13 protein-coding genes are annotated in these 21,389 nt (G+C 70.8%); 1 reads left to right on the top strand and 12 read right to left on the bottom strand.

From position 1 onward, the window contains the following. The first annotated feature begins 73 nt into the window (after positions 1 to 73). Positions 74 to 667 (top strand): MBL fold metallo-hydrolase, encoded by a 594-nt coding sequence (locus tag AB0G47_RS35555; RefSeq protein ID WP_360778496.1) that lies wholly within the window; start codon positions 74 to 76, stop codon positions 665 to 667. A gap of 1,590 nt (positions 668 to 2,257) precedes the next feature. On the opposite strand, the gene AB0G47_RS35550 is transcribed toward AB0G47_RS35555, so the two are convergent. From AB0G47_RS35550 to AB0G47_RS35495, 12 genes are all read right to left on the bottom strand, one after another. Beyond that, positions 2,258 to 3,439: an MAB_1171c family putative transporter gene (locus AB0G47_RS35550; RefSeq protein WP_360778493.1), complete on the bottom strand. Its 1,182-nt coding sequence runs from the start codon at positions 3,437 to 3,439 to the stop codon at positions 2,258 to 2,260. 1,456 nt (positions 3,440 to 4,895) lie between these two features. Then, positions 4,896 to 5,375 carry a hypothetical protein gene (locus AB0G47_RS35545; protein ID WP_360778490.1) on the bottom strand — a complete coding sequence of 160 codons (480 nt, stop codon included), beginning with the start codon at positions 5,373 to 5,375 and terminating at the stop codon, positions 4,896 to 4,898. Between the two features lie 1,043 nt (positions 5,376 to 6,418). After that, positions 6,419 to 7,129 (bottom strand): GAP family protein, encoded by a 711-nt coding sequence (locus AB0G47_RS35540; RefSeq protein ID WP_360778487.1) that lies wholly within the window; start codon positions 7,127 to 7,129, stop codon positions 6,419 to 6,421. Between the two features lie 692 nt (positions 7,130 to 7,821). Beyond that, on the bottom strand, positions 7,822 to 8,064 hold the full coding sequence (locus AB0G47_RS35535) for a hypothetical protein (RefSeq protein WP_266874423.1): 243 nt from the start codon (positions 8,062 to 8,064) through the stop codon (positions 7,822 to 7,824). Positions 8,065 to 8,168: 104 nt separating this feature from the next. After that, positions 8,169 to 8,888 (bottom strand): alpha/beta fold hydrolase, encoded by a 720-nt coding sequence (locus AB0G47_RS35530; protein WP_360778482.1) that lies wholly within the window; start codon positions 8,886 to 8,888, stop codon positions 8,169 to 8,171. Then, the gene (locus tag AB0G47_RS35525; RefSeq protein WP_360778479.1) at positions 8,885 to 16,279 is read right to left on the bottom strand and encodes a type I polyketide synthase; all 7,395 of its coding nucleotides are present in this window, start codon (positions 16,277 to 16,279) and stop codon (positions 8,885 to 8,887) included. The genes AB0G47_RS35530 and AB0G47_RS35525 overlap by 4 nt, the downstream gene beginning before the upstream one ends. A 440-nt stretch (positions 16,280 to 16,719) precedes the next feature. After that, positions 16,720 to 17,865: a glycine amidinotransferase gene (locus AB0G47_RS35520; protein WP_266874426.1), complete on the bottom strand. Its 1,146-nt coding sequence runs from the start codon at positions 17,863 to 17,865 to the stop codon at positions 16,720 to 16,722. 87 nt (positions 17,866 to 17,952) lie between these two features. Continuing rightward, positions 17,953 to 18,849 carry a hypothetical protein gene (locus AB0G47_RS35515; RefSeq protein WP_360778476.1) on the bottom strand — a complete coding sequence of 299 codons (897 nt, stop codon included), beginning with the start codon at positions 18,847 to 18,849 and terminating at the stop codon, positions 17,953 to 17,955. Continuing rightward, positions 18,839 to 19,753, bottom strand: a complete 915-nt coding sequence (locus AB0G47_RS35510) for a hypothetical protein (RefSeq protein ID WP_360778473.1) — start codon at positions 19,751 to 19,753, stop codon at positions 18,839 to 18,841. The genes AB0G47_RS35515 and AB0G47_RS35510 overlap by 11 nt, the downstream gene beginning before the upstream one ends. After that, positions 19,750 to 20,511: an SDR family oxidoreductase gene (locus AB0G47_RS35505; RefSeq protein ID WP_360778470.1), complete on the bottom strand. Its 762-nt coding sequence runs from the start codon at positions 20,509 to 20,511 to the stop codon at positions 19,750 to 19,752. The genes AB0G47_RS35510 and AB0G47_RS35505 overlap by 4 nt, the downstream gene beginning before the upstream one ends. Then, on the bottom strand, positions 20,511 to 21,146 hold the full coding sequence (locus tag AB0G47_RS35500) for a GNAT family protein (RefSeq protein ID WP_360778466.1): 636 nt from the start codon (positions 21,144 to 21,146) through the stop codon (positions 20,511 to 20,513). Before AB0G47_RS35500 ends, AB0G47_RS35505 begins: the two co-directional genes overlap by 1 nt. After that, positions 21,143 to 21,388 (bottom strand): hypothetical protein, encoded by a 246-nt coding sequence (locus tag AB0G47_RS35495; protein WP_360778463.1) that lies wholly within the window; start codon positions 21,386 to 21,388, stop codon positions 21,143 to 21,145. The genes AB0G47_RS35500 and AB0G47_RS35495 overlap by 4 nt, the downstream gene beginning before the upstream one ends. Position 21,389: the final 1 nt, after the last annotated feature.

The following is a 21,389-nucleotide window of genomic DNA, read 5'->3' as shown; positions in this document are numbered from 1 at the left end:
GTGGCACTAATCCTGCGATCAGTGGCAGATGTGCCACTCGTGCGCGATGGGCCTGCCCGGAAGGATGGAGGCCATGACAGACGCACCGCTCGGCCGCAGCGCCGTGTACACGATCCTGACCACCGGGTATGTCGGCTCCACCGGCCCCGGAGTCGCCGCCACCGTCTCCTACGTATCCGACGCCGGCCGGCATGTGATCTTCGATCCGGGCATGGTGGCGAGCCGCGACCACATCCTCGCCCCGCTGGCCGAGTTGGGGCTGGGCCCCGACGACATCACCGACGTGGTGCTCAGCCACCACCACCCGGACAACACCATGAACGTGGGCCTGTTCGGACGGGCCCGGGTGCACGACCACAAGGTGGAGTACGTCGGCGACCAGTGGAGGAACCGGGATGCGGAGGGCTACGAACTCACCGAGTCGCTGCGGCTGATCCGCACCCCGGGCCACAGCGCCGAGGACATCACACTGCTGGCGGGCACGGACTCGGGCGTGGTTGCCTTCGCCGGTGACCTGTGGTGGCACGCGCAGGGCCCGGCGGACGACCCGGTGGCCCCCGACCGTGAGGTGCTGCGCGCCTCCCGGCTTCGGGTGCTGTCCGCCGCGGACCTGATCGTGCCCGGCCACGGCGGCCCGTTCAGGGCCGACGACACCACGCCGCGCTAGCCGCTTTGTGTGGCGCACCGCGGCTCCCACGGCAGTGAGCGCGGTCGGGTCGACGGGGGGCCTCAAACTCCCGGTAGTTCGCCAGCCTGGTCAGGCGGAGGGACCTCATGGGTTCTCGCAGCGCGGCGGGCAGGGCCTGTGCCTCTGCGCAGCCATCAGGTTGGAAAAGGCTCACTGACACCGGGATGCTGCGCCGGTCCCTGCCCTCGCGCCTCTTGGCGCGCGGTCCGCAACGCCGTGTTCGGCAGGCTCGGTACGGGCCAGGACATCGCCGGTGTCGTCGCCTTTTGGCGGCCCCGATGCGGGCTGGATCACCGGTGAGACCCTCTTGGCCGCCGGGGCCTGTTGTGACTCCCTCGCCGGCGCGCACGGTGTCACATCGTCTCCGTGCGTGACAGCACGGCCCGCTGCGCGGCCATCTGACTGTCCGTCACCGCACGCCGCGCGTCCCGTACAAAGCCTCGACTTCTGTTCCGCGAGGAGTCATGAGGCCATGGAACCGTCGACCGGCTCACCGCACCGCGAGCCGGACCCGCTGTCCCGGTGATGGGCACCCGGCCCGGCAGGTACATCGAGTCGGACTTCTTCCACACCCGGCACGGTGCTCGGCTCCCGGTCGGCGCAGATCGGGATCGGCCGCACAGCGCGCACCCTCCTCCACCGACACCTGACGGCCCGGTGTATGAACGCTGTGGGCGCGAAGACGCGAGGGCTGGAGCGCGCCCCTGCTTTGCGCCGGGCGGCACTCCTCGAGGCCAGGCTCGGTGGCCGGGCATTCCAGAAGGGCCGGCACCCCTCTGCGCCGCCCTGCCGGGGCTCCCAGGAGAAGGAGAGAGCGGGGGCGGGAGGTGCAGGCGCCGGGCGAGGGGGCCGGAGCGGGGCCCGCGACCGGCCAGCGCTGCGGCTTCAGCCGCATGGCGGGCCCGCACCGGAAAGACCGGTGCGGCATGCTCACACGAGCGAACTCGTCAGGTCGCGCCCCGAGCCGTGTCAGTCCGGATGGCCGGTCAGGGGGAAACACAGGTCATGGACGGTTTCTGCCCCTCTGGTCCTGCTCCAGCATGTGCGGGAGTTGCCCGAGGAGGGCGACGGCCGGCGTAGGTCCCTCGTGTGACGGGGCCGCCGTGCCTTCGGCGAATCGTGGCTGGCCACTGAGTGCGATGTCCTCGTAGATCCCCAATAGGCCAGTTCTCGCACGGCTTCTCGCGCTCTTTTCCCTGGGTTGCTGTGTGTTGGTTGAGGCTGTCTGCCCCGATCCGGTCCTGCGTGATCGGTGTGGTCGGGGCTGGCCACAGCTCCAGTTGTGCGTGGCAGGCGGTGGTGTTGGGCTACTTGTCGGTCTGTCGTGTTCGCGTAGGTGGGGTCGGGGTGTGCCTTCGTCTGTTGGGCGGCATGGTCGTGCCTTGCCTGTGGTGGGGCTGTCGTTGTGGGTGTCGCTGTCTGCTGCTTTGTGCCGTGCGGGTATGGGCGGTGCCGGCGGGGTGGGGGGAACTGTCCCATGTCGGTGGGGTTTTGTGTGGTTGCCGTGTGCCGTCCGGGGCATCGGTTTTCCGGCTTGTTTGCCGGGGCTGGCTGGGTGGTGGGGCGGGTTCAGGTTGGTGTGTGTTGGTGGCTGAGGTGGGTGGCGAGTTTGCGTATGTGTGGTGATGTGTCGGCTTTGGCGACGTGGCAGAGGAAGGTGATTTCGCTGGGGAGGTCTGTGCCGCCGAGGAGGGGGGGAGCAGGGTTTGTGTGTAGTGGGGGTGTGCCTTTTGCTTTGGTGTGTCGTGCGATGCGCAGCCAGCAGGCGGTGACGTGGGGGTCGGTGTCGGCGGGGGGTGAGGTGGTGTGTGCCAGGTGTGTCAGGACGTCGTTCAGGACGGTTGGGGGGATGTAGCTGCGGAGGCTGAGGATGGCGTCGCGGATTTCGATCACTGTGCGGTAGAGGTGTAGGTCCAGGGGGTCAGGGGAGCGTAGGTAGCCGAGGCGGCGGTGTTGGTGGGGCTGTGCCAGGTGGATTTCGGGTACGGCGTTGATGAGGTCGCGCCACAGGGGCTGGAGTTTGCGCAGAAGCCGTATGCGCCGGAGCGTCAGTGCGGTTGCGGTCGCGAGGGGGACGCAGATCGCGCTCGCTCGGGCGAGGGCGTAGCACCCGAGCAGGAGTGGGGTGGTCGAGGGGATCCACGGGAGCCGGATCCCGATGTAGAGGGCGCTGAGCAGCCAGTAGGCACCGGCGAAGAACGCGCCGAGGCCGAAGAGCCGTAATCCGGCGCGCAGGGAGGGGTTGTGGCTGGCGCGGCTGTACCGCCAGCAGGCGGCTGCGCACACGACGTTCGTGCCGAGGTTGACGGTCACGAGGACTGCCCAGTAGGCGGTGGTCGGTGAGGGCGGGCCGGCCGGGGGGATGGTGTGGTGCAGGTGTGAGTCTGCGGTGGTATCCAGCCAGGTGAGTGTGGCGATCACGGATCCGGCGAAGCCGTAGAGCGAGTAGGTGTGGCGGCCGCGGGCCGCCATGAGGACAAAGTCGAGCACGGCGGCGGAGGCGAGGACGCCGAACAGGTTTCGGGCCAGGGCGGTCAGGTGTGTGGGGGTGACGGCCTGGTGCACCAGCTCGTTGACCCATTCCAGGTGGAAGGTCACGGCAACGGCGGCGCCCATGACCGCTAACCACAGGGGGCGTTGCTCACGTGATCGCGCGGCGGTCGGTGCCCGTAAGATCACCGCCAGCCACATGCACGCGACGCCGGCTGTCTCCAGTTCGATGCCGAAGCTTCGAAGGTCGCTGAGTGTCACGGCCAGCATCGTTTCGGGGTGATGCCCAGAGCCCCGCCGAGAGCTTTGAGCGCGGGATTCGACGGCTCGGCGACCGGGTCATTCTGCGTGGTGAGGATGAGGCTCGCCATCATCTCGGCTTCGCGCTCTCGAGCATCCGAATACCCTGCCCGGTATAACATGTTGCGGACCATTCTCGGGTCCAGGTCCGGAAATAGCAGCTGTGCGGCCGCGCTGTCCGGGGACGATATGCCACGATGGTCGCAGAGTATATGAGCCAGCTCATGCATAATGATGTGATCTTGATGCGGTCGTGTGGTGTTGGCTTCGAATACGACGAAGTCGGCCGTGACCGAGGCTACCCAGAGACCGCACGGCTGTGCGGCCCCCAGGGCGAGGGGGATCAGATGGAGAGGGCGGCCTCGCCGCTCGCTCAGATGTGCGCATAAGTGTGCCGTATCGCGTGATGCGGGGAGCATCAGTGCTGCCAGACGGGCCTCGCACATGCGCCGCAGGTGTGCCGGGCTGCGTCCCTGTCCGCGCTTCATATGTGGCGACACGGGAGATGGCCGGTCAGCGGGGAAGGTCCTGTGGTGCGTGAGTGCACAGGCGCGGAGACCTCCGCCGGTGAGGGGGATCCGGGTTTCCTGGCATTCCTTATGCCGCTCTGGGGGCAGATCCTGAAATACCGGTTCAGCATTTTCCGTTTCCCCTTGTCTGTTGTTCGGTCGAGCCGACCGTGTATGGGGCATCTTGCAGGCGTTGGCCCTCGAGAACGTAGATAAAGGTGTGGTAAAGGCGCTGCTTGTGCGACAGCGGTCACGATAGCTTCGGGCGGTGCATCCAGCCATGAGGAGATCATGGGATTGCAGAGGAATGGCTTGATTTCCGTGCGGCGGCGGGCGGGTTGGTGCGCCGCCCGCCACGGGGAGGAGGGGGGTACCGGGCCGGCCGCCGTTGGGTTCGCTCCGGCGGAGCAGGAGGAGCCGGCCGTGAGGCTGGCGGCCTGCGTGAGGGGCGGCGTCCCGCCGCCGCTTGCTGGATCGCCGGTGCCGCGTGGCCCCGGGTGGGCTGTCCCTGATCGCCGCGGGCGGTGCTCTGGTGGAGGTTTGCGGGTCCGGGTGCGGGGGCGGCGACGGCTGTCGGGCGCTTCGCGGCGGGGTGTGGGCACGCCGGGCGCGGTCCGGGGGCGAGGGGAGATGACCGGCTGCACCAGCAGGGGGGCTTCTGCGGGGGCCTCGGTGAGCGGCTCTGGCCGCCACGCGGCACAGGCCGGTGCGGCGGTCGCGTCGTGAGGTGTGAACACGCCGTGGCGAGGGGGCGGCCAGGCCCAGGCCCAGGCCCTTCTTCACCTGGACAGTGCCTCCGGCGGTGACGGGAACCAGCACCTCAACGATCCTCGTGCCTGCGGGCCGAGGCACTTCCTGCGTTCGCGAACCAGTGGGGCAGCCCGCCTCGTGCAGGCGCGCGGCTGGGGTCAGGGCTGCGCCTTGCAGGCCGCGCGGGCCGCGCCGACCACGGCGACTGCGTCCTTGTATGAGATGTCGAGCTTCTTCTTGGTCTCCCGGGTGATGTTGACGGCGCTGCCGATGGCGCCGCCCACACCGCCGTTGCCGTCGGCGGCGCAGATCGCGTTGCCTTGACTGACGAGTTCCTCGTCGCTGACCCCGGAGGGTTTGTTCTTGGTGTTCTCAAGGACATTGAAGAAGATCTTCTTCCTGGCTCCGATCAGCTCATTGGCACTGGAGGTGCCGGTCGTTGCACGGTCCGATGAGCCGGACTCGCCATCGGCCGGGCCGCAGGCGGTCATGACGGCCATTCCCATGATCGCGACACCAAGGGCGACAATTTTTTTCGTCATTTGTTCTTGAACTCCCTGCGCCAGTGAATCGCTGTTAAGACACAACCCGTACCGGCCAGCAGGGAGCCCGCTAAGGGCTGGCACTTTGCCGCCCATTCGAGAAAGAAATAGTCTTCCCCCTTGGCGTCCGTGACAATTGAACCGATGCCCAGGATAATCATTACTATTCCTGCTCCCATGTCACCTCACCGCTCACACAGCACCGAAGTCGCAGAAATACTGTACAAGCGAAAGGAAGGGCGTAGGTGAGGCCTTGACGCGGCGGTGGAAATTTCATTCCCAGGTATAAGGCCGGGTACATCTTTCGATGTATTCCTTCGAGGGCGGGGTGGGGACGCGGACGGCATTTCACGCGGCCCCCGCTCGGGTGCCGGGCCCACCCGCCAGTGCTGCGCGGTGCGTGCCGTGTGCGCGGCAGGAATCCCGCGGCAGGGCTTCCGCCCCGGGGCGGTCGGCTGGCAGCAGTTGGGCCATCGGGCGGCTGTGCGCGCCGAACCTCCGCTCCACGCGGTGCGTGGTGCGTGGTGGGGGTGGGGGAGTAGGTATCCGGCGGGCAGGCGGGCAGGCGGGCAGGCGGGCAGGCGGGCCGCTTCAGCGCCGCTCCCTGCCGCTCCCTTCCCGTCGCCGTGTTGCGCTCTGGCCGGCGCAGGCGTTCAGGGGGAAGGCCCCCGCATGGGCAGGGCCTGTCCCGCACCAGCCGGAGCCGGAGCCGGTGGTGCTGGCGGCGGTTCCGGTATCCGGTCCGGTCATCGTGACGGTGGTTCCCGGGCGTTGTTCCGTGGTCTCCCGCGCCGTGTTTTGCCTGTACATCGGCGACCCGCAGGTGAAGAGGGCGGATCTATCGGGCCGGCACGAGATGCCCTGGTCGAAGTCCTGGCGCACCCTGGGGCGTTGCCCTGGGTCGTTGCTCTGGGCCGTTGCTCTGGCCCCCCCCGCCGAGGTCCCTGACGGGGTCAGGCTGGGAGGCCAGGGCAGCGAGCAGGTGGCGATCAGCGCGGCGGCCGGGTTGCTGCGGTTCAGAGAGGTGAAGAGTGCGGCCCGGCGGCGCTGACCGCTTTCGTGAGGGCGGGGGGGGATCGGTGTGCAGGGACGGTACTGGCGGCGCGGGGGTGCGGCGCAGGTCAGACGGTCTGCCCCGGTCACTGGTCGCTCAGCTGCGCCAGCAGCCGTTGGAACAGATCCGAGTTGGAGAGCAGCATGAAGCCGGCGATGGCGAACAGCCACGCGGTGTTCTCCTGCGCGTTGTCCCGGAGCCAGCGGTCCAGGCGCCGCAGGACCGGCTGCACGGCGTGCTTGGCGATCACGCGGAGCAGCGTCGCGAGCAGCGCGGGAGCGATCATCACCAGGCAGTACAGCGCAAGCAGGCCGATGCGCGGGCCCAGGGGGCGCTCCTCGCGGCCGAGGGTGTCGATGGCGGAGAGGTAGGGGAACATCGTGGCGGTTTCCAGGACAACGGCGATCAGCGAGACGGCCGCCACCCCCCGCAGTGTCGCGGACTCGCCGACTGCGGATGCCCGCCATCGGATCAGGCGGCCCTCGCCGGACGCGGGACGCCGCAGGAAGCCGTACCAGGCAGCCAGCAGGAGGAACGCGGCCCCGGCGACCGCTGTCACCACGTCGCCGGCCGGGGAGTCCAGGGCCGAGCGCATCGGGTCGCGTACCGCCGAGAGCACGCCCATCAGCAGGACACCGAGCAGCAGGTATCCGGCGCCGACGAGCAGGAGGTAGCAGAAGACGTTGGCGATCCGCAGTCCGCGGGGGGTCAGCAGGAACCAGACCGGGATCGCCAGTGTGGAGACGCTCAGCGTGTCGAGCAGGGCGAGGGGCAGAATCTGGCGGAGAACGTCCACGGAGTGCGTGCCTTCCGCTGTGCGGGATCGGTGGAGAGGGCAGGGGGGAGGAGAGCGTGTACGGTGCCGCTCGCCGTGCATGGCCGGTTGCCGGGTGTCTGCGCGGTGCCCGCGGGGCCGGTCACCGCTGCTCGGCACACGGGGGTCGCGGCGCCGGACGGCCGCCGTTTCGAGCCCGCCGAGCGCCTCCCGCGCCGGCGCCGTCACATCCGTCTCGGCCGTGACGCTGCGGCTCCTGCCCGTGCGCGGAGCGGCCGGCGGCGGGCATCGGGCACGCCCGCGATCTGGGCCCGTACGTCGGCAGTGATCGGGCTGTCCGCCGCGCCCGGCGGGCACGGGGAGCGATGGCGAGGGGGATCCCGCCTCCCGGCCGCGGCACGTGCCCAGCAGTCCGGCACCCCCCAGAGCGCGGTGAGTGCGGCCGGACGGGTGAATCGCTGGGCGGTGTCGGTGGGGTTGGCCGCCACCGCGGAGCGCGGCTGCTCCGGCGATGGCCAGGGGAGCCAGAACGGCAGGTGCGTCGCGCGGGGCGTAGCGGTGCAGAGGACGGGCAGGCCGCCGGGGCGCGGTTTCACCGTCGCTCGCGTTGAACCGGCTCAATGGTCCGCTTCCTTTCCCTGCTGGCCCCTGCTGGCCCCTGCTGGTCGCTGCTGGCTGCGTTGCGGCCCGCCGCGCCGGCCGGGCCGAACGTCTCAGTGCCCTCGGTCATCGTCCCGGTGCCGCGGGGGGAAGCCGAGGTCGTCGCGCAGCTCGCCCACGATTCCCTTGGACTTCTTGGACCGGAAGGACTCGGCCAGGTCAATTGCGCCGAGGATCAGCAGCAGGGAACCGAACGGTCCGCCCTGGAACCATTCGTACTTGAGGTCCCAGAAGAAAATTGTCAGGACGGCTCCGGCCGCCAGAAGAACAATCCCAAGAACCCTTTTGAAGTTCACAGTTACCCCCAGTTCGATTGCTTGTCTGACGGGTGCACCGTCGCAGGCAAGGCTGCCAGAAAAAGATCAGCTTCCCTATCGCGGCAGCGTGGTGAGGGTCGGCATCAAGCCAAAGGGCGGCCGCCGAGGGCGAGGTCGAAAACCGCCCGGCTCAGTTGACCGGAATCCTCGGAAACCAGGAAATGCCTACCCGGAAGGGACGTGATCTCCACCCGTTCCCCGATTTCTGTCCAGCGTTCGAGTATTTGAGCGGAGACCAGGGGATCCTCCGCGCCGCCATACACATGAATGGGCACGGCGAGCCGTCTTTCCTGCGGGACATGGCGGTACGAGCGGCACACCGCGACATCGTCACGCACCCGTCCCAGGAAAGGGACCAGCCAGGCGGGGTGGTCCAGCAGCCACGACGGGATTCCCCCGATACCGTGCAGCCACCGGATCAGCGCCTCGTCATCGTGCTCCGCCGCGAAGTCGTGCCAGGGCACCTGCGGCGCCCCCAAGGCGGCGACCGCCAGTGCCCGGGGTCTTCGCCCGCCGTGCTCTTCGAAGTGCCGGGTGAGGAGATAGGCCAGCAGACCTCCCATGCTGTGTCCGAACAGCACGTAGTCGTCGTCGGCCAGGTGCTCCTGCAGTTCCGTCACGAGGGCCGGAATCAGCTGTTCGGTGCGGTGGTAGCGCCGCCGGCTGCCGGCGTTCGCACCGCCGGGCAGGGCGAGCGGGAGCACCTCGACGCCCTCCGGGGCCTGCTGCGCCCAGGACCCGAACACGGCGGGGCTGCCGCCGGCGTGGTGCAGGCACACCAGCCGGGTCGTCCGGCCGCTCACCGGTCTCCTCGTGCGTGCGACGATCCGCCGCGGACCGGGGTGGGGGTGTTCCCGGTGACCGCGGCGGCCTGGTCGCCGCCGAGCACGTCCAGCAGGTGGTCGGTCAGCGACGCGACGGTCGGGTGCTCGAACACCGCCGTCTGCCGCAGCGCGCACTCCAGGGTCCGCTGCAGGTTCCGCCGCAGCTGGATGGCGGTGAGCGAGTCCAGCCCTCCGGCGAAGAAGTCCCCGTCGTCCGGCAGCCCCGGGCCGCCGGTGCCCAGCACGCTCGCCGCCTGTTCCCGGACGCACTCCCGCACCAGTTCGCGGCGCCGGGGCGCCGCAGCCGCGTCGAACACGGCACGCACCGATGCCCCAAGGGCCTGCTCACCGCGGTGCCTGCCGCCCGGCAGATCCGCGAGGAAGCCGCGGGTGGCGGGCGCGTTGCGGTCCGCGAAGCGCTCCCAGTCGGCCGGCAGGACGGCGATCGTGCCGCCGGGGTGGCGGCGGGCGGTGAGGAGCCCGGCCAGCAGGGCCAGGCCGTCCCGCTTGGGGATCACCCCCTCGCCCCGGCGCTCCAGTGCGGCTTCCATGCCCGCCCGCGCGCTCATGCCCGACTCGGCCCACGAGCCCCACTGGATGGCGAGGGCAGGCAGTCCCTGCGCCTGCCGGAACGCGGCAAGGCCGTCGAGGAACGCGTTGGCGGCCGCATAGTTCGCCTGGCCAGGGGTCCCGAACAGGGACGAGACCGAGGAGAACAGCACGAAGAAGTCCAGCGGGCACCCCGCCGTCACGGTGTGCAGGTTCCAGGCGCCGCGCGTCTTGGGCGCCATCACCCGCGCGAAGCGCTCCGGCGACTGCAGCAGCAGGACCCCGTCGTCCAGCACCCCGGCCAGGTGCAGGACCCCGGCCAGCGGCGGGAAGCGGGGATCGTCGCCGATCCTGCCCACGGCCTGGGCAAGCTGGCCGGCGTCGGCCACGTCGACGGCGAGTGCTTCCAGCGTCACCCCCTGGGACCGCAGTGTCGCGATCGCCTCCGTGGCGTCCGCGTCCGGCGGCGTCCGGCCCATCAGCACCACATGCCGGGCGCCGGCGCCGCAGAGCAGCCGTGCGGTCTCCAGCCCGAGTCCGCCCAGGCCACCGGTGATCAGGTACGTGGCGTCCTGGCGCACGGCGGCCGCCGGCGCGCCCGGCGCGGTCGGCGGGGCGGCGCGGCGCAGCCGTGCCGTGTAGCGCCGGGTGCCCCGGTAGCCGATCCGGTGGTCGTCGGCCGCCTCTTGCGCCGCGGCCAGCGCGGCCAGTTCGGCGTGCAGCACGCTCGCCTGCCCGCCGGGTTCCGCCTCGGGGTCGAGGTCGACCTGGGTCAAGCGCAGCTCCGGATGCTCGGCAGCCGCCACCCTGCCCAGCCCGCACAGCGCGGCCTGCGCCGGGCTGGTCACGGCCCGGCCCGCGACGGCCTGCGCACCGCGTGTCACCAGGCAGAGGCGGGGCCCGCCGCGCTCCATCGCGCCGAAGTGCTGGACCAGGCGCAGCAGCCGCTGTCCCAGGGCCACCGCGCCATGGCCGGCATCCCCGTCCCCGTCCCCGCCCCCGTCTCCGTCTCCGCTCGCCGGGATCACCGCCACCACCTCGTATCCGGCGTCGGGGCGGGATCCGCCGGCCACCGTGCCGCCCGGCGCGTCGTCGGCGCCACGCACCTCGCAGGTCACTCCGTGCGAGCGGGCCGACTCCGCGACCTGGCGGGCCAGTTCAAGGGCGGCCGCGTCCTCGGCGAGCAGCAGCCACCGGCCGCCGCCCGCCGGCCCGGCCGGCGGGCGGATCGCCGCCCACTGTGTGTCGTAGAGCCACTCCGTGCGGCCCTGCGGCCGGGCCGGGAGCATCGCCGCACGCTCCGCGCGTTTGAGCACGACCCCGGTCATGGCCAGGATCAGACCGCCGTCCGGGGCGAACAGGTCCACATCGGCACGGAGCGTCTGCGGATCCTTTCCCCGCGCGGGACGCAACCGTGCGTGGCACCACGCCTGCGTCGCCGCGGGCCGCTCGATCTGGATCACGTCGGCGCCCAGCGGCACGTACGTCCTGCGCCCGAGCTTTTCCGGGTACATGACGGTGAGCGCGAGGTAGCAGGCTTCCAGCAGGACCGGGTGCACGCGGTGCCGGGCGGCCTCGGCGCCCAGCGCGGGCCCCAGGGCGATCCGTGAGAGGACCGTCTCCCCGTCCTGCCACAGCTGTTGCGTGACGTGGAAGAGCGGTCCGAGGTCGATCTCGCGTTCCCGTTCCCTTCGGTAGATCTCCTCCGGCTGCAGCGCGGCACCGGCGAACGCCTCGCGCAGCGCCGGCAGCGCTGCAGGGGCGAGCGGGCAGCGCACCGGCTCGTCGGCCGGCGCCAGGTGTCCCGAGGCGTGCAGGGTCCAGGCAGCAGGCACCGCCGGTGCCTCGCCCCTGGCCGCGCCGGCCCCGTCGTCTTCTCGCAGCGGCCGGGAGTACACCTCGAAAAGCTGCCCCCCGCCGTCCGCGGTGAGCACGACCTGCATCTGGCGCAGACTCCGTTCGTCCTCGAAGGCCATCGCCCGGTGGATGGAGAAGTCGCGCAGCGCGGCCGGCACCGCCCCGTACACCTCCCGTGCCGCGCTGAAGGCGAGTTCCTGGTAGGCGACTCCGGGCATCACGACGGCCTGGAACACCCGGTGGTCACGCAGCCAGGGGAGGGTGGGCACGCCCACCGTGGAGTCGAACCGGATGCTCTTGCTCCGTGCGAGCTCGAGCCGGCTGCCCAGCAGCGGGTGGAGCGCGGGCGGACCGGCCGGGACGGCGGCCGGCGGCGCCTCGATCCAGTGGCGTTGGCGCTGCCACGGGTAGGTGGGCAGTGCGACGCGGCGGTGGCCGCCGCCGAAGAACGCCGACCAGTCGAGCCGGGCGCCGGCCAGGTAGAGGGCGCGGGCCGCCTCCAGCAACTGCTCGCGGGGCCGCTCCGGGCGCAGGCTGGGCACCAGCACCGGGCCGCCCACGCCCTCCTCATCCTCCTCACCTTCCTCGCGCTCCTCCAGGAGCTGCAGCAGCGTCGGTTTCGGTGAGATCTCCAGCAGGGCGCCGGGGCTCAGGGCCTCGAGCGCCGTGGCGGCGTCGTGGAACCGTACCGTCCGCGTGATCTGGCCGGTCCAGTAGCGCCAGTCCGCGATCTCCGCACCGATGAGGGCACCCGTCACCGTCGACACGATGGGGATGCGCGGGGGGTGGTAGCGGACCGAGCGCGCGATCGCCTCGAAGTCCGCCACCATCGGAGCCATCAGGGGGGAGTGCGAGGCGATCGAGATGTCCAGCACCCGGTGCCGGATGCCCCGGCCGGTCAGCTCGTCGCAGATCCGCCGCAGGTCGCTGGTCCGGCCGGAGATGACCGTCGAGGACGGGCCGTTGACCGCCGCGATCGCGGTGTCCCCGCTCAGCAGCTCCGCGACGGTGGCTTCGTCGGCCATCACCGCGACCATCGTCCCCGCCTGGGTGCGCTGCTGCATCAGCTCTCCGCGGGCGTGGACCAGCCGCAGGGCGTCCTCCAGGGACAGCACGCCAGCGACGCAGGCGGCGGCGTACTCCCCGTGGCTGTGCCCCAGCACAACTGCGGGCTCGACCCCCCACGACCGCCAGGTCTCGGCGAGGGCGTATTCGACGGCGAACAGCGCCGGCTGGGCGTAGCGCGTCTCACTGATCGGGGACGCCTCAGGCGCCTCGGGTGACGCGGGGAACAGCACGGACAGCAGCGGCCGTTCGAGCCGGCCGCGCAGCAGCTCGTCGCACCGGTCCAGAACGGCGCGGAAGACCGGCACCCGGTCATACAGGTCGCGTCCCATGCCCGCGTACTGCGGTCCCTGCCCGGGGAAGAGGAACGCCACGCTCTTCGGCCGCGGGGCGGACGACGGCTGCGGCGGGGCGGCGGCAACGCTTGCCAGGAGCTGCTCGCGCGCCTCCTGCGCCGAGCCCGCGACCACGGCGAGGCGGTGCGCGAAGTGGCGGCGCCCGGTCGCGGCGGTGAAGCAGATGTCGCCGAAGCCGGGCCGGGACGGCGCGGCGAGGAGGTCGAGGTAGCGGTCGGCCAGCTCGCCGAGGGCGGCGTCGCTGCGGGCGCTCAGGGGGAGCACGAACCGGTGGTCCGCCGGGCTCTCGCCGAGCGGGTGCGGCGGCTCCTGCAGGATCAGATGGCAGTTCGTCCCGCCCACCCCGAGCGAGGTGACGCCGGCCGTCCTGGGGCCGGCGCACTCCCATGGCACCGTCTTGGTGTTCACCCGAAACGGAGAGCCCGCGAAGTCGATCTCCTCGTTGGGCGCGCGGAAGTGCAGGCTCGGCACCAGCGTCCCGCGCTGGACGCAGAGCGCCGCCTTGATCAGCCCGGCGATGCCCGCGGCCTCGTCCAGGTGCCCGATGCCGGATTTCACGGAGCCGAGAGCGCAATGGCCGGGCCCCGGACGGCTCCGTGCGGTGGACGCGGTGCTGAACGCCTCGTGCAGCGCCGCCACTTCGATGGGATCGCCCAGTGCCGTGCCCGACCCGTGGGCCTCGACGTAGCCCACGTCTGCCGGGTCGACGTCGGCGGCCTCCAGCGCGGCCCGGACGACATCGGCCTGCCGGTCGGCGCTGGGTGCGGTGAAGCTGACCTTCGCCTCGCCGTCGTTGTTGACCGCCGAGCCCTTGATCACGGCGATGATGCGGTCGCCGTCCCCGACCGCATCCTCCACCCGCTTGAGGGCCACGACACCGCAGCCGTTGCCGAAGAGGGTGCCGGAGGCGTCCGCATCGAAGGAACGGGTGTGCCCGTCACCGGAGAGGATCATGCCTTCCTCGTGGAGGTAGCCGGCGTCCTGGGGCACCACGATGTGCACACCGCCCGCCAGCGCCATACCGGCCTCGCCCTCCAGCAGGCTCCGGCACGCCAGATGAACGGCGACCAGCGCCGTGGAGCACGCCGTCTGGACCGTGATGCTGGGCCCGCGCAGGTTCAGCGCGTGGGACACCCGGGTGGCCAGGTAGTTCCCGTCGTTGCCGAGCTTGAGCTGGAACTGCTCCAGATCGGACTCGGTCAGCGCTTTGCGGTGTCCGTAGCCGAAGTGCGGTGCCAGATTGTTGAGCAGGTACGTGCTCATGCCCGCCCCCGCGAAGACCGCCACGTCCGAGGCTCCGGCGCCGCCGGGGGCGTATCCGGCGTTCTCCAGCGCCTCCCACGCGCACTCCAGCAGGAGCCGCTGCTGGGGGTCGAGCAGGTCGGCCTCCTTGGGGCTGAGGCCGAAGAACGCGGCATCGAACCGGTCGACGGCCGGCAGCACGGCGCCCGCCGTCACGAAGTCGGGGTGCGCGGCCAGGTCCTGGTCCCGCTGTCCCCGCGCGCCGCCCGGCAAGGGCTCCACGGACTCCACACCCGCGACGAGATTCCGCCAGAACGTCTCGACATCGGGCGCCCCGGGAAATCTCCCGGCCATCCCGACGATCGCGACGTCCCCGCCGCCGCTGCGCCGGGGGGCGGCCCGCCCTCGGCGATCGGCCCCCCACCGGCCCGTGGACGCCCCCGCACCGCCGTGCTCGCCCGGTGGTGGCGCGGAGCGCTCCAGATGCGCGGCGAAGTCCCTGATGGTCGGGCAGCGCAGCAGGTCGACCATCGAAACGTCCCGGCCCAGGCGTGCGGTGAGCTCCTGACGGACCTTCACCAGCAGCAGCGAGGTACCGCCGAGGTCGAAGAAGCGGTCCTCGACGGACAGTTCCTCCACCCGCAGCGCCGCCTGCCAGACCTCCACCAGCAGCTGCTCGGTGGCACCCACCGGGGCCACCACCGCGGTGGGCGCCAGCCGCTCGAAGGTGTCCGGGGGGCGCAGCCTCCCGCGGTCTGTCTTGCCGCTCGGCGTCAGCGGCAGGGCGGGGAGCAGGCGGTAGGCCTCCGGCAGCATCAGCGGCGGGAGCCGCCGGGCGAGGAAGCCGTGGAGCACCCGCCCGGCACCGGCCTCATCCAGCCCCGCACCGGGCACCACATGGGCGACCAGGCGCTGCTGCCCGTCGATGCCGTGGGCGACCACGGCGGCGTCCCTGACCGCGGGATGGCCAAGGAGCAGCGCCTCGATCTCGCCGGCCTCGATCCGTACGCCGTGTGCCTTCACCTGGGTGTCGATGCGGCCGATCAGCTCCAACGTCCCATCGGAGCGGCGGCGGGCGAGATCCCCGGTGCGGTACATCCGGCCGCTGCCGAAGGGGTTGGCCACGAACCGCTCTGCCGTGAGCTCCGCTTGCCCCAGATACCCCGGCGACACCCCGGCCCCCACGACACACAGCTCGCCCTCGGTCCCCTCGGGCACCTCCCGCAGCCGCTGGTCAACGATGTGGACCCGCACCCCGTCGATCGGACGCCCGATCGGGGCGAGGGCCGGCCACTGCGCCGGATCGCCCTCCAGCGTGAAGGCCGTGGCGTCCTGGAACTCAGTCGCCCCGTAGTGGTTGTGCAGCAGCGCCCGGGTACGGCGGAACAGGGCCCTGACCGGCGGGCTGATCCGCAGTGCCTCCCCCGTGGTGATGACCTCGCGCAGCGCCAGGTCGGCCGAGGGCTCCTGCTCGACCGCCCGCGCCAGCTGCTCCATGAGGGTGACCGGCAAGAAGACCCGCTCGATCCGCTCCTCCCGGAGGAAGGCCGCCAGCGCGAACGGGTTGCGGCGGACCTCATCGTCGGCGAGCACGAGGGTGCCGCCGAAGCCGAGGGTGGAGAAGATCTCGTGGAAGGAGAAGTCGAAGCTCACCGCACAGATCTGGGCGGTGCGCAGCCGGCAGCTGCCAGGCCGGGCCCGGTCGTGCCAGGTCAGCAGGTTCATCAGGGCCGCATGGGTCATCACCGCGCCCTTGGGAGCGCCGGTGGACCCAGACGTGAAGATCGCGTAGGCCGCCGCGGCCGGATCGCCGGCCGCCCCCGGGCCGGCGGCGATCTGCTGGAGCGGCTGCCCGGGCTCGCCGGACGGCACCAGGTGGCAGCCCTCCGTGAGCCCGAGCAGCCGGGCGGTCGTGACGGGCGGTTCGGGGGGCCCGTCCGTCACGACCACGTCGATACCCGCCGTGCTGATCACGTGCTGGACGCGCTCGGCCGGGTCGGCCAGGTCGATCGGCACATAGGCCGCGCCGGTCCGCATCACCCCGAGCATCGCCGCCACGGCCTCTGGGGTGCGCGCCATGCGGATGCCGACGAAGTCGCCCTGGCCGACTCCCGTGTGGCGCAGCGCGGCGGCTGCCCGGGCCGCCATCGCATCGAGGGCTCGATAGCTCACCCGGCGGGCGCCGCAGACCAGGGCGACAGAGTCCGCCCGGTCACCGCGGGCGTGCCGCTCGACCAGTTCGTGGACGGTGCCCGGGGCCCTCCCCAAGGAGCGGGTGGCCTCAGCAGAGTGGTTCGGCATTACTGAAATCCTCGGCTCGATGTCGGGTCATGACGGCGGCTGATCCCTGCAGGAGGCCGGTGACAGGCGCTGCGCGCAAGGTGGCGGACCGATGGCGCAGCGGCGGCAGTTCAGGCAACGGATCCGGTATGAGGCCTAACGATCGCTTCGCCCGCGGTGAGGAAGACCGCGGTGATCGCGAAAGGATCTGCGGGTGAGCGAGCGGCCGGTGCAGCGCCGGTGGCGCGCCTGGCGGCGAGTTGCAGGCCCTCGCCGCCAAGGAGCCGGCTGAAGATGCCGCGCGCAGCGCACGGGCAGTGGTGCGGCGGCTGCCGCCTTCGCCGACAACGCGCACCTCGACCGCACCCTCCGCCGCATCCGCTACCGCCACTACCGCCACTACCGCCCCGCCCTCCGGCACCAGGCCGACGAGGCCCGGGGTCCCGCTACGAAGCGCCTCTTCAGACCAGCGGTTCGTACACGGCGGAGGGGAAGTAGTCCTCCCTGGTGCCGTCCCGGCGGATGTCCCAGGTCGAGCAGTGCAGGGAGCCGCCGTACTCGAAGACGTTGCGAAACGGCACGGTGAGCACCTCCAGCCCCTGATCGGCCAGCAGGTCCTGGAGCGGCTTCTCCTGCTCCTCGCAGATCACCGTGGTCGGGGAGAGGCTGAGCACGTTCATCGACAGCCACTTCGAGGACTGGCAGTACAGGGGCATCTCGTCGTTCGTCAGCACCGGCTCCGGCGCCTGGATCAGCTCCCAGCCGTTGTCCGTGAACAGCGACAGCTCGTCCTGCCGGATCGGCCGGTCGGGGTTGGTGAGGACCAGGCCGGGGCGCAGCGGCACGAAGGTGCAGTCGATGTGGGAGGGGAAGTAGTCCAGCGGGAAGTGCACGGGGTGGACACGGAAGCCCTTGGGCTCCAGGACCCGCTTCAGCCAGCGGATGCCCGCGCGGTTGGTCGTCATCGACTCCTGGACGATGATGTCCCGGCCGAACCGGCTCATGTCAGCGGCGTCGAAGACGACTTCGGCCTGCGTGATGCAGAACTCCGAGCTGTGCATCCGCCGGTGGCGCTCATCGACCGGCCACTCCCAGAAGTCCTGCCGGTACATGGCATCGGACATCGTCGGCTTGGGCGCCACCGTCCATCCGACCCTGGGGTCCGCCTCCCAGTACTCGTACACCAGGTGCCGGTAGGGCTCGTACTCGAAGTACCGCGCGCGGCGCGACATCGTCGCCTCGACGATCTCGTTGCCGACCGTGATCATGACGTCCCGGGGGCACACCGCGCAGTACTGGTTGGCGACCTCGAAGTGAGGGGTGCGCAGGGCCCTGCCGAAGTCGTGCCGGCCGGGGCGCCGCACGCTCACCCCACGGGACTCCAGCAGCCGGGCCAGCCCGTCGAGTTCCGCATTCGCCTGCGCCACCGCCTCCGCGGACTTGCCTCCGGTGGGGAACGGGGCTCCCTCGCGGCCCCTGACCTGGGGCCTGTTGCCCGGCTCGGTCGGCTCGAAGCACGCGCCGTCCGCCGAACCGACGACCACCTCTTTCAGGTGGTCCCACTCGTTCCAGGAGTTCACCACCGGTGTACCGGCGATCGCGGTCATGGCAGCCCTTCCGTCGTTGTCTTTCCTGCGCCATCCGCAGGCTGTGTGGGGGTGGGGGGGCACGCGGTGCCGGGCGGGTCCTTCCGGTCAGCCCGGCAGCCGCAGGAACCGGTGCCCCGCCCGGTCCTGGAGCAGCCTGCGCGTACAGGCCACGTAGACCGACTTCTCCGGGGCGACCAGGTCCACGGCACGCACCCGGTCGACGCCGCACAGGCCCTCGACGAGCCGAGGCAGGCTCGCCGTGTCGAACCACTGCTCCACGAGCATCCGCCGGAACGCGTCCGGGGAGTTCTCCACCGGCTTGCCGGTGAGCGGAGAGACCACGGCCGCCTCCGCGGTGCGGAACTCCCTCTCCTTGAGGAGATCGGTGAACTCCTGCGGCCCAGGCACCGCGTAGGGGCAGTGCTCGGCCCGGTCGATGGTGTCCATGACGGACACTCCGAGCTTGTTGAGCAGCGGGCCGATCGTCTCCGGCTCGGTGTTGCGCATGCTCACCGCTACCAGGCCGCTGCCCAGGTCGACCGAGAGCCAGGCGGACTCCTCGCGCATCCGCAGCGCCTCGGTCAGCCGGCGCGCGTCTCCCTGCGATGAGGCGAGGACCGTCAGCGTGGAGCCGCTGCGGCGCACCCGGTTCGCGGCGATCTGCCGGGAGTTGATCTCCCAGATGAGCTGGAAACAGGTCTCCTCGGTGATCGCGCCTGCGGCCAGCAGCGCGGGCAGGCAGCCCGCGCTCATCCCCCCGTACGCCGCCCAGCGGCCGTTCTCCCGCTCCGTCCGCCGGATCACCGCCACGGCGAGCAGCGCCTCGTGCACGGTGGAGGCCAGACCGGTGCTGCCCTGGTCCCGGTCCACCTCGTCGGGGTCGAACCGGCAGCTGCGGGCGGCGAGTTCGAGGTGGCCGTCGCGCCGGTCCAGGACGGCGGATACGGCGGACTCGGTGAGCGGCACCAGCCCGGGCAGGACGAGGGCCCGCTCAGACGCCATCGAGAACCCCGCCGACTTCGGGCCGCAGCCCGCACGCCGGGTCCAGCTTCATGGACTTCACCACGAAACCGGAGGGCTCCAGCACCACGTAGGAGTCCAGCTCCAGGCCGTGCAGGTAGTCGAGCACGCCGCGCCAGTCAAGGACCGCGGTGTACTGCTCCTTCGTCAACTGCCAGACGGCCTCACCACTGGTGTAGGGGCGGCAGTCGTTGATGCTGACCAGCGGAACCGTCGTATTGCCGAAAGGGTCCTTGAACGTCCACTCCTTGGTGAACGACTCCTGCACGTCGCCCATCAGGTCGCAGTGCCCCGGGAAGCTGTAGGGAATCACCTTGAACAGGGCGCCGGCCCGCATCAGCGCCGGCTTCATCGCGTCGATGTCCGACTCGCGGCAGGCCGCGATGAACTGGTTGCCCGAGACCACGACCGACATGTGGAGCAGGGATTCCATGCCGTCGGCGCGCAGTGCGTCGAACACCTTGACGTGATCGCCGTTGTAGAAGAAGACGCTGCGGTAGTCGGTGGGGCCGAAGGCTTCGATCTCTATCGCGGCCATGGTGTTGGACATCCGCACGATGTCCTCCAGCGACACCCAGCCCGCGGCCGCGGCCGCGCTGAGGTATCCCAGGCTGATGCCGGTGACGCAGACGGGTTGCATGTCCCGCCGGCGCACCTCCTCCCGGTAGCCGGCGATTCCCATGATGTTGATCAGCGGGCGGCGGAAGCGGGGGTCGTTCGCCTCCTCCTCCGTGCCGTCGCGCAAGATGGCGCGGAAGTCCATGGAGAGCGTGTCACTGGCCAGGTCCAGCAGGATCCGCAGCGCTTTCGACTCCAGACAGCGTTGGCGCATGTCCGCGTCGAGGAAGACCTGGGACGGAAAGATGTAGGCGCCGGTGCCGATCACAGCGAGAACCCGTCGTCGACGACGATGACTTCGCCGTTCACCGCGCAGAAGTCGGGGCCGGTGATCTGCCGGATGACCGAAGCCACCCGGCGGGGCGCCAGCAGCCGCTCCATGTAGTCGGGGCCGCCCATGATCTCCTCGAGGGCCTCCGGGGGGACGGTGCTCAGCTGCCCGCTGTCCCTGATGGGGCCGGGTGAGACGGCCGTGCACCGGACCCCGAGCTTGCCCCACTCGCGGGCGAATCCCCGTGTCAGCGCCTCGATGGCCGCCTTGCTGGTGATGTATCCGATCGCCCCCACGATGTAGCGCTTGGTGAGGATCGACGACACGTTCACCACGCTGCCGCCGCCGGTCGCGGCCATCGCCTGCGCACCGACCGAGCTGACCTGGTAGGCGCCGAAGATATTGGCGTCGATGACCGATTTGAACTGCTCCGCGTTGGAAACGGTGGCCACGGCGGCGTGATTGGTGACTGCGCAGTTCACGACCACGTCGCACGGGGTGATGTCGCCGAGCAGCCGGCGCACGCTCGTGGCCCGGGGGTCGGGGTCGGGCAGGGTCAGCTGGTGGACGACCGGTGTCCCGCCGTGCTCGCAGACCGCGGCGGCCGTCTTCTCGGCCGCGTCGCGCCGGTCGTGGTAGGTCAGATGCACCCGTTCCGCCAGCGGCGCGAACTCGCACGCCACCGCCTGCCCCAGACCGCTCGTGCCGCCGACGACCAGCACGTTGCGGTAGGCCGCCGCTTCCGTTTCGCCCATCATCCTTCTCCGCTCACACGGTCCGCGATGACGCGGATGTCGATACGCTGTGCCATGGCTTCGGCGCGCTCCGCCAGCCGCCCACGGTCCAGCCGGCGACCGACGCGAGGCTGGTAGTGCGGATACGGCCGTTCGTACTCTTGTCTGGTGAGGGCCGTCTTGACGGCCGGCACGGTGCCGTGTGCCGTCTGGAAGTAGTCGCGGCACACCGCTTCGAACGGCAGGCCGTCGCCGTCGCTGAGCGCCAGGTTCAGCGTGGCGTCGTTGTGGAGACCGGCCGTGAACTCGACACGGCGGCAGTTCATGACGTCGAAGAGGTAGTCGACCAGCAGCACGGCCGCCTCGATGCCGATCCCCGTTCCCCACAGGCGCTGTTCACCCGTCGCGCCGCCGACCTCGTACACGCCCTCCCCAAGGCGCCACCAGTGGACGAGCCCCACAACGGTGCCCCTGGTGTCCGTGACCAGCGCGGCGCGTCCCCCGTCGGCTTCGACGGCCGCATACCGGGACTGCCGGACCAGCATGCTGGACGTTCCTCGCAACAGTGCCTCGCACTCCGTGGCGCCCAGCCACTGAGCCACCGTGCCCAACTCGGCCTCGGAGAGCGGATGCAGCTCGCACAGCAGACCTTTCATGGCTTGCGCCACTCGCCTGCGAGCTGTTCGTGCAGGGCCTGGAGCGTGGTGATGCCCTCGACCTTCAGGTCGTAGACCCTGTCCCCGTAGAGCGGAAGCAACGCCGACACGAAACGCAGGGTGTCCATCGACTCCAGGCCGTAGGTGCTCTCGCTGCCGAAGACGACGGTGTCGTCAGCCGGGCCGTGATCGCCCACCCGGTCCTCGAACATCGAGACGAAAACCTCACGCAGTTTTTCCACG

Origin of the sequence: Streptomyces sp. NPDC021622 (assembly GCF_040640795.1) — a bacterium.
In the GTDB taxonomy this organism is placed as follows: Bacteria; Actinomycetota; Actinomycetes; order Streptomycetales; family Streptomycetaceae; genus Streptomyces.
This window is presented reverse-complemented; position numbering and strand designations above follow the sequence as displayed.

Excerpts from the sequence above, each read along its gene's own strand:
- AB0G47_RS35555 (WP_360778496.1), top strand. The coding sequence starts at position 74 with ATGACAGACGCACCGCTCGGCCGCAGCGCCGTGTACACGATCCTGACC.
- AB0G47_RS35545 (WP_360778490.1), bottom strand. The coding sequence starts at position 5,375 with ATGGGCGGCAAAGTGCCAGCCCTTAGCGGGCTCCCTGCTGGCCGGTAC.
- AB0G47_RS35525 (WP_360778479.1), bottom strand. The coding sequence starts at position 16,279 with ATGCCGAACCACTCTGCTGAGGCCACCCGCTCCTTGGGGAGGGCCCCG.
- AB0G47_RS35520 (WP_266874426.1), bottom strand. The coding sequence starts at position 17,865 with ATGACCGCGATCGCCGGTACACCGGTGGTGAACTCCTGGAACGAGTGG.
- AB0G47_RS35515 (WP_360778476.1), bottom strand. The coding sequence starts at position 18,849 with ATGGCGTCTGAGCGGGCCCTCGTCCTGCCCGGGCTGGTGCCGCTCACC.
- AB0G47_RS35505 (WP_360778470.1), bottom strand. The coding sequence starts at position 20,511 with ATGGGCGAAACGGAAGCGGCGGCCTACCGCAACGTGCTGGTCGTCGGC.
- AB0G47_RS35500 (WP_360778466.1), bottom strand. The coding sequence starts at position 21,146 with ATGAAAGGTCTGCTGTGCGAGCTGCATCCGCTCTCCGAGGCCGAGTTG.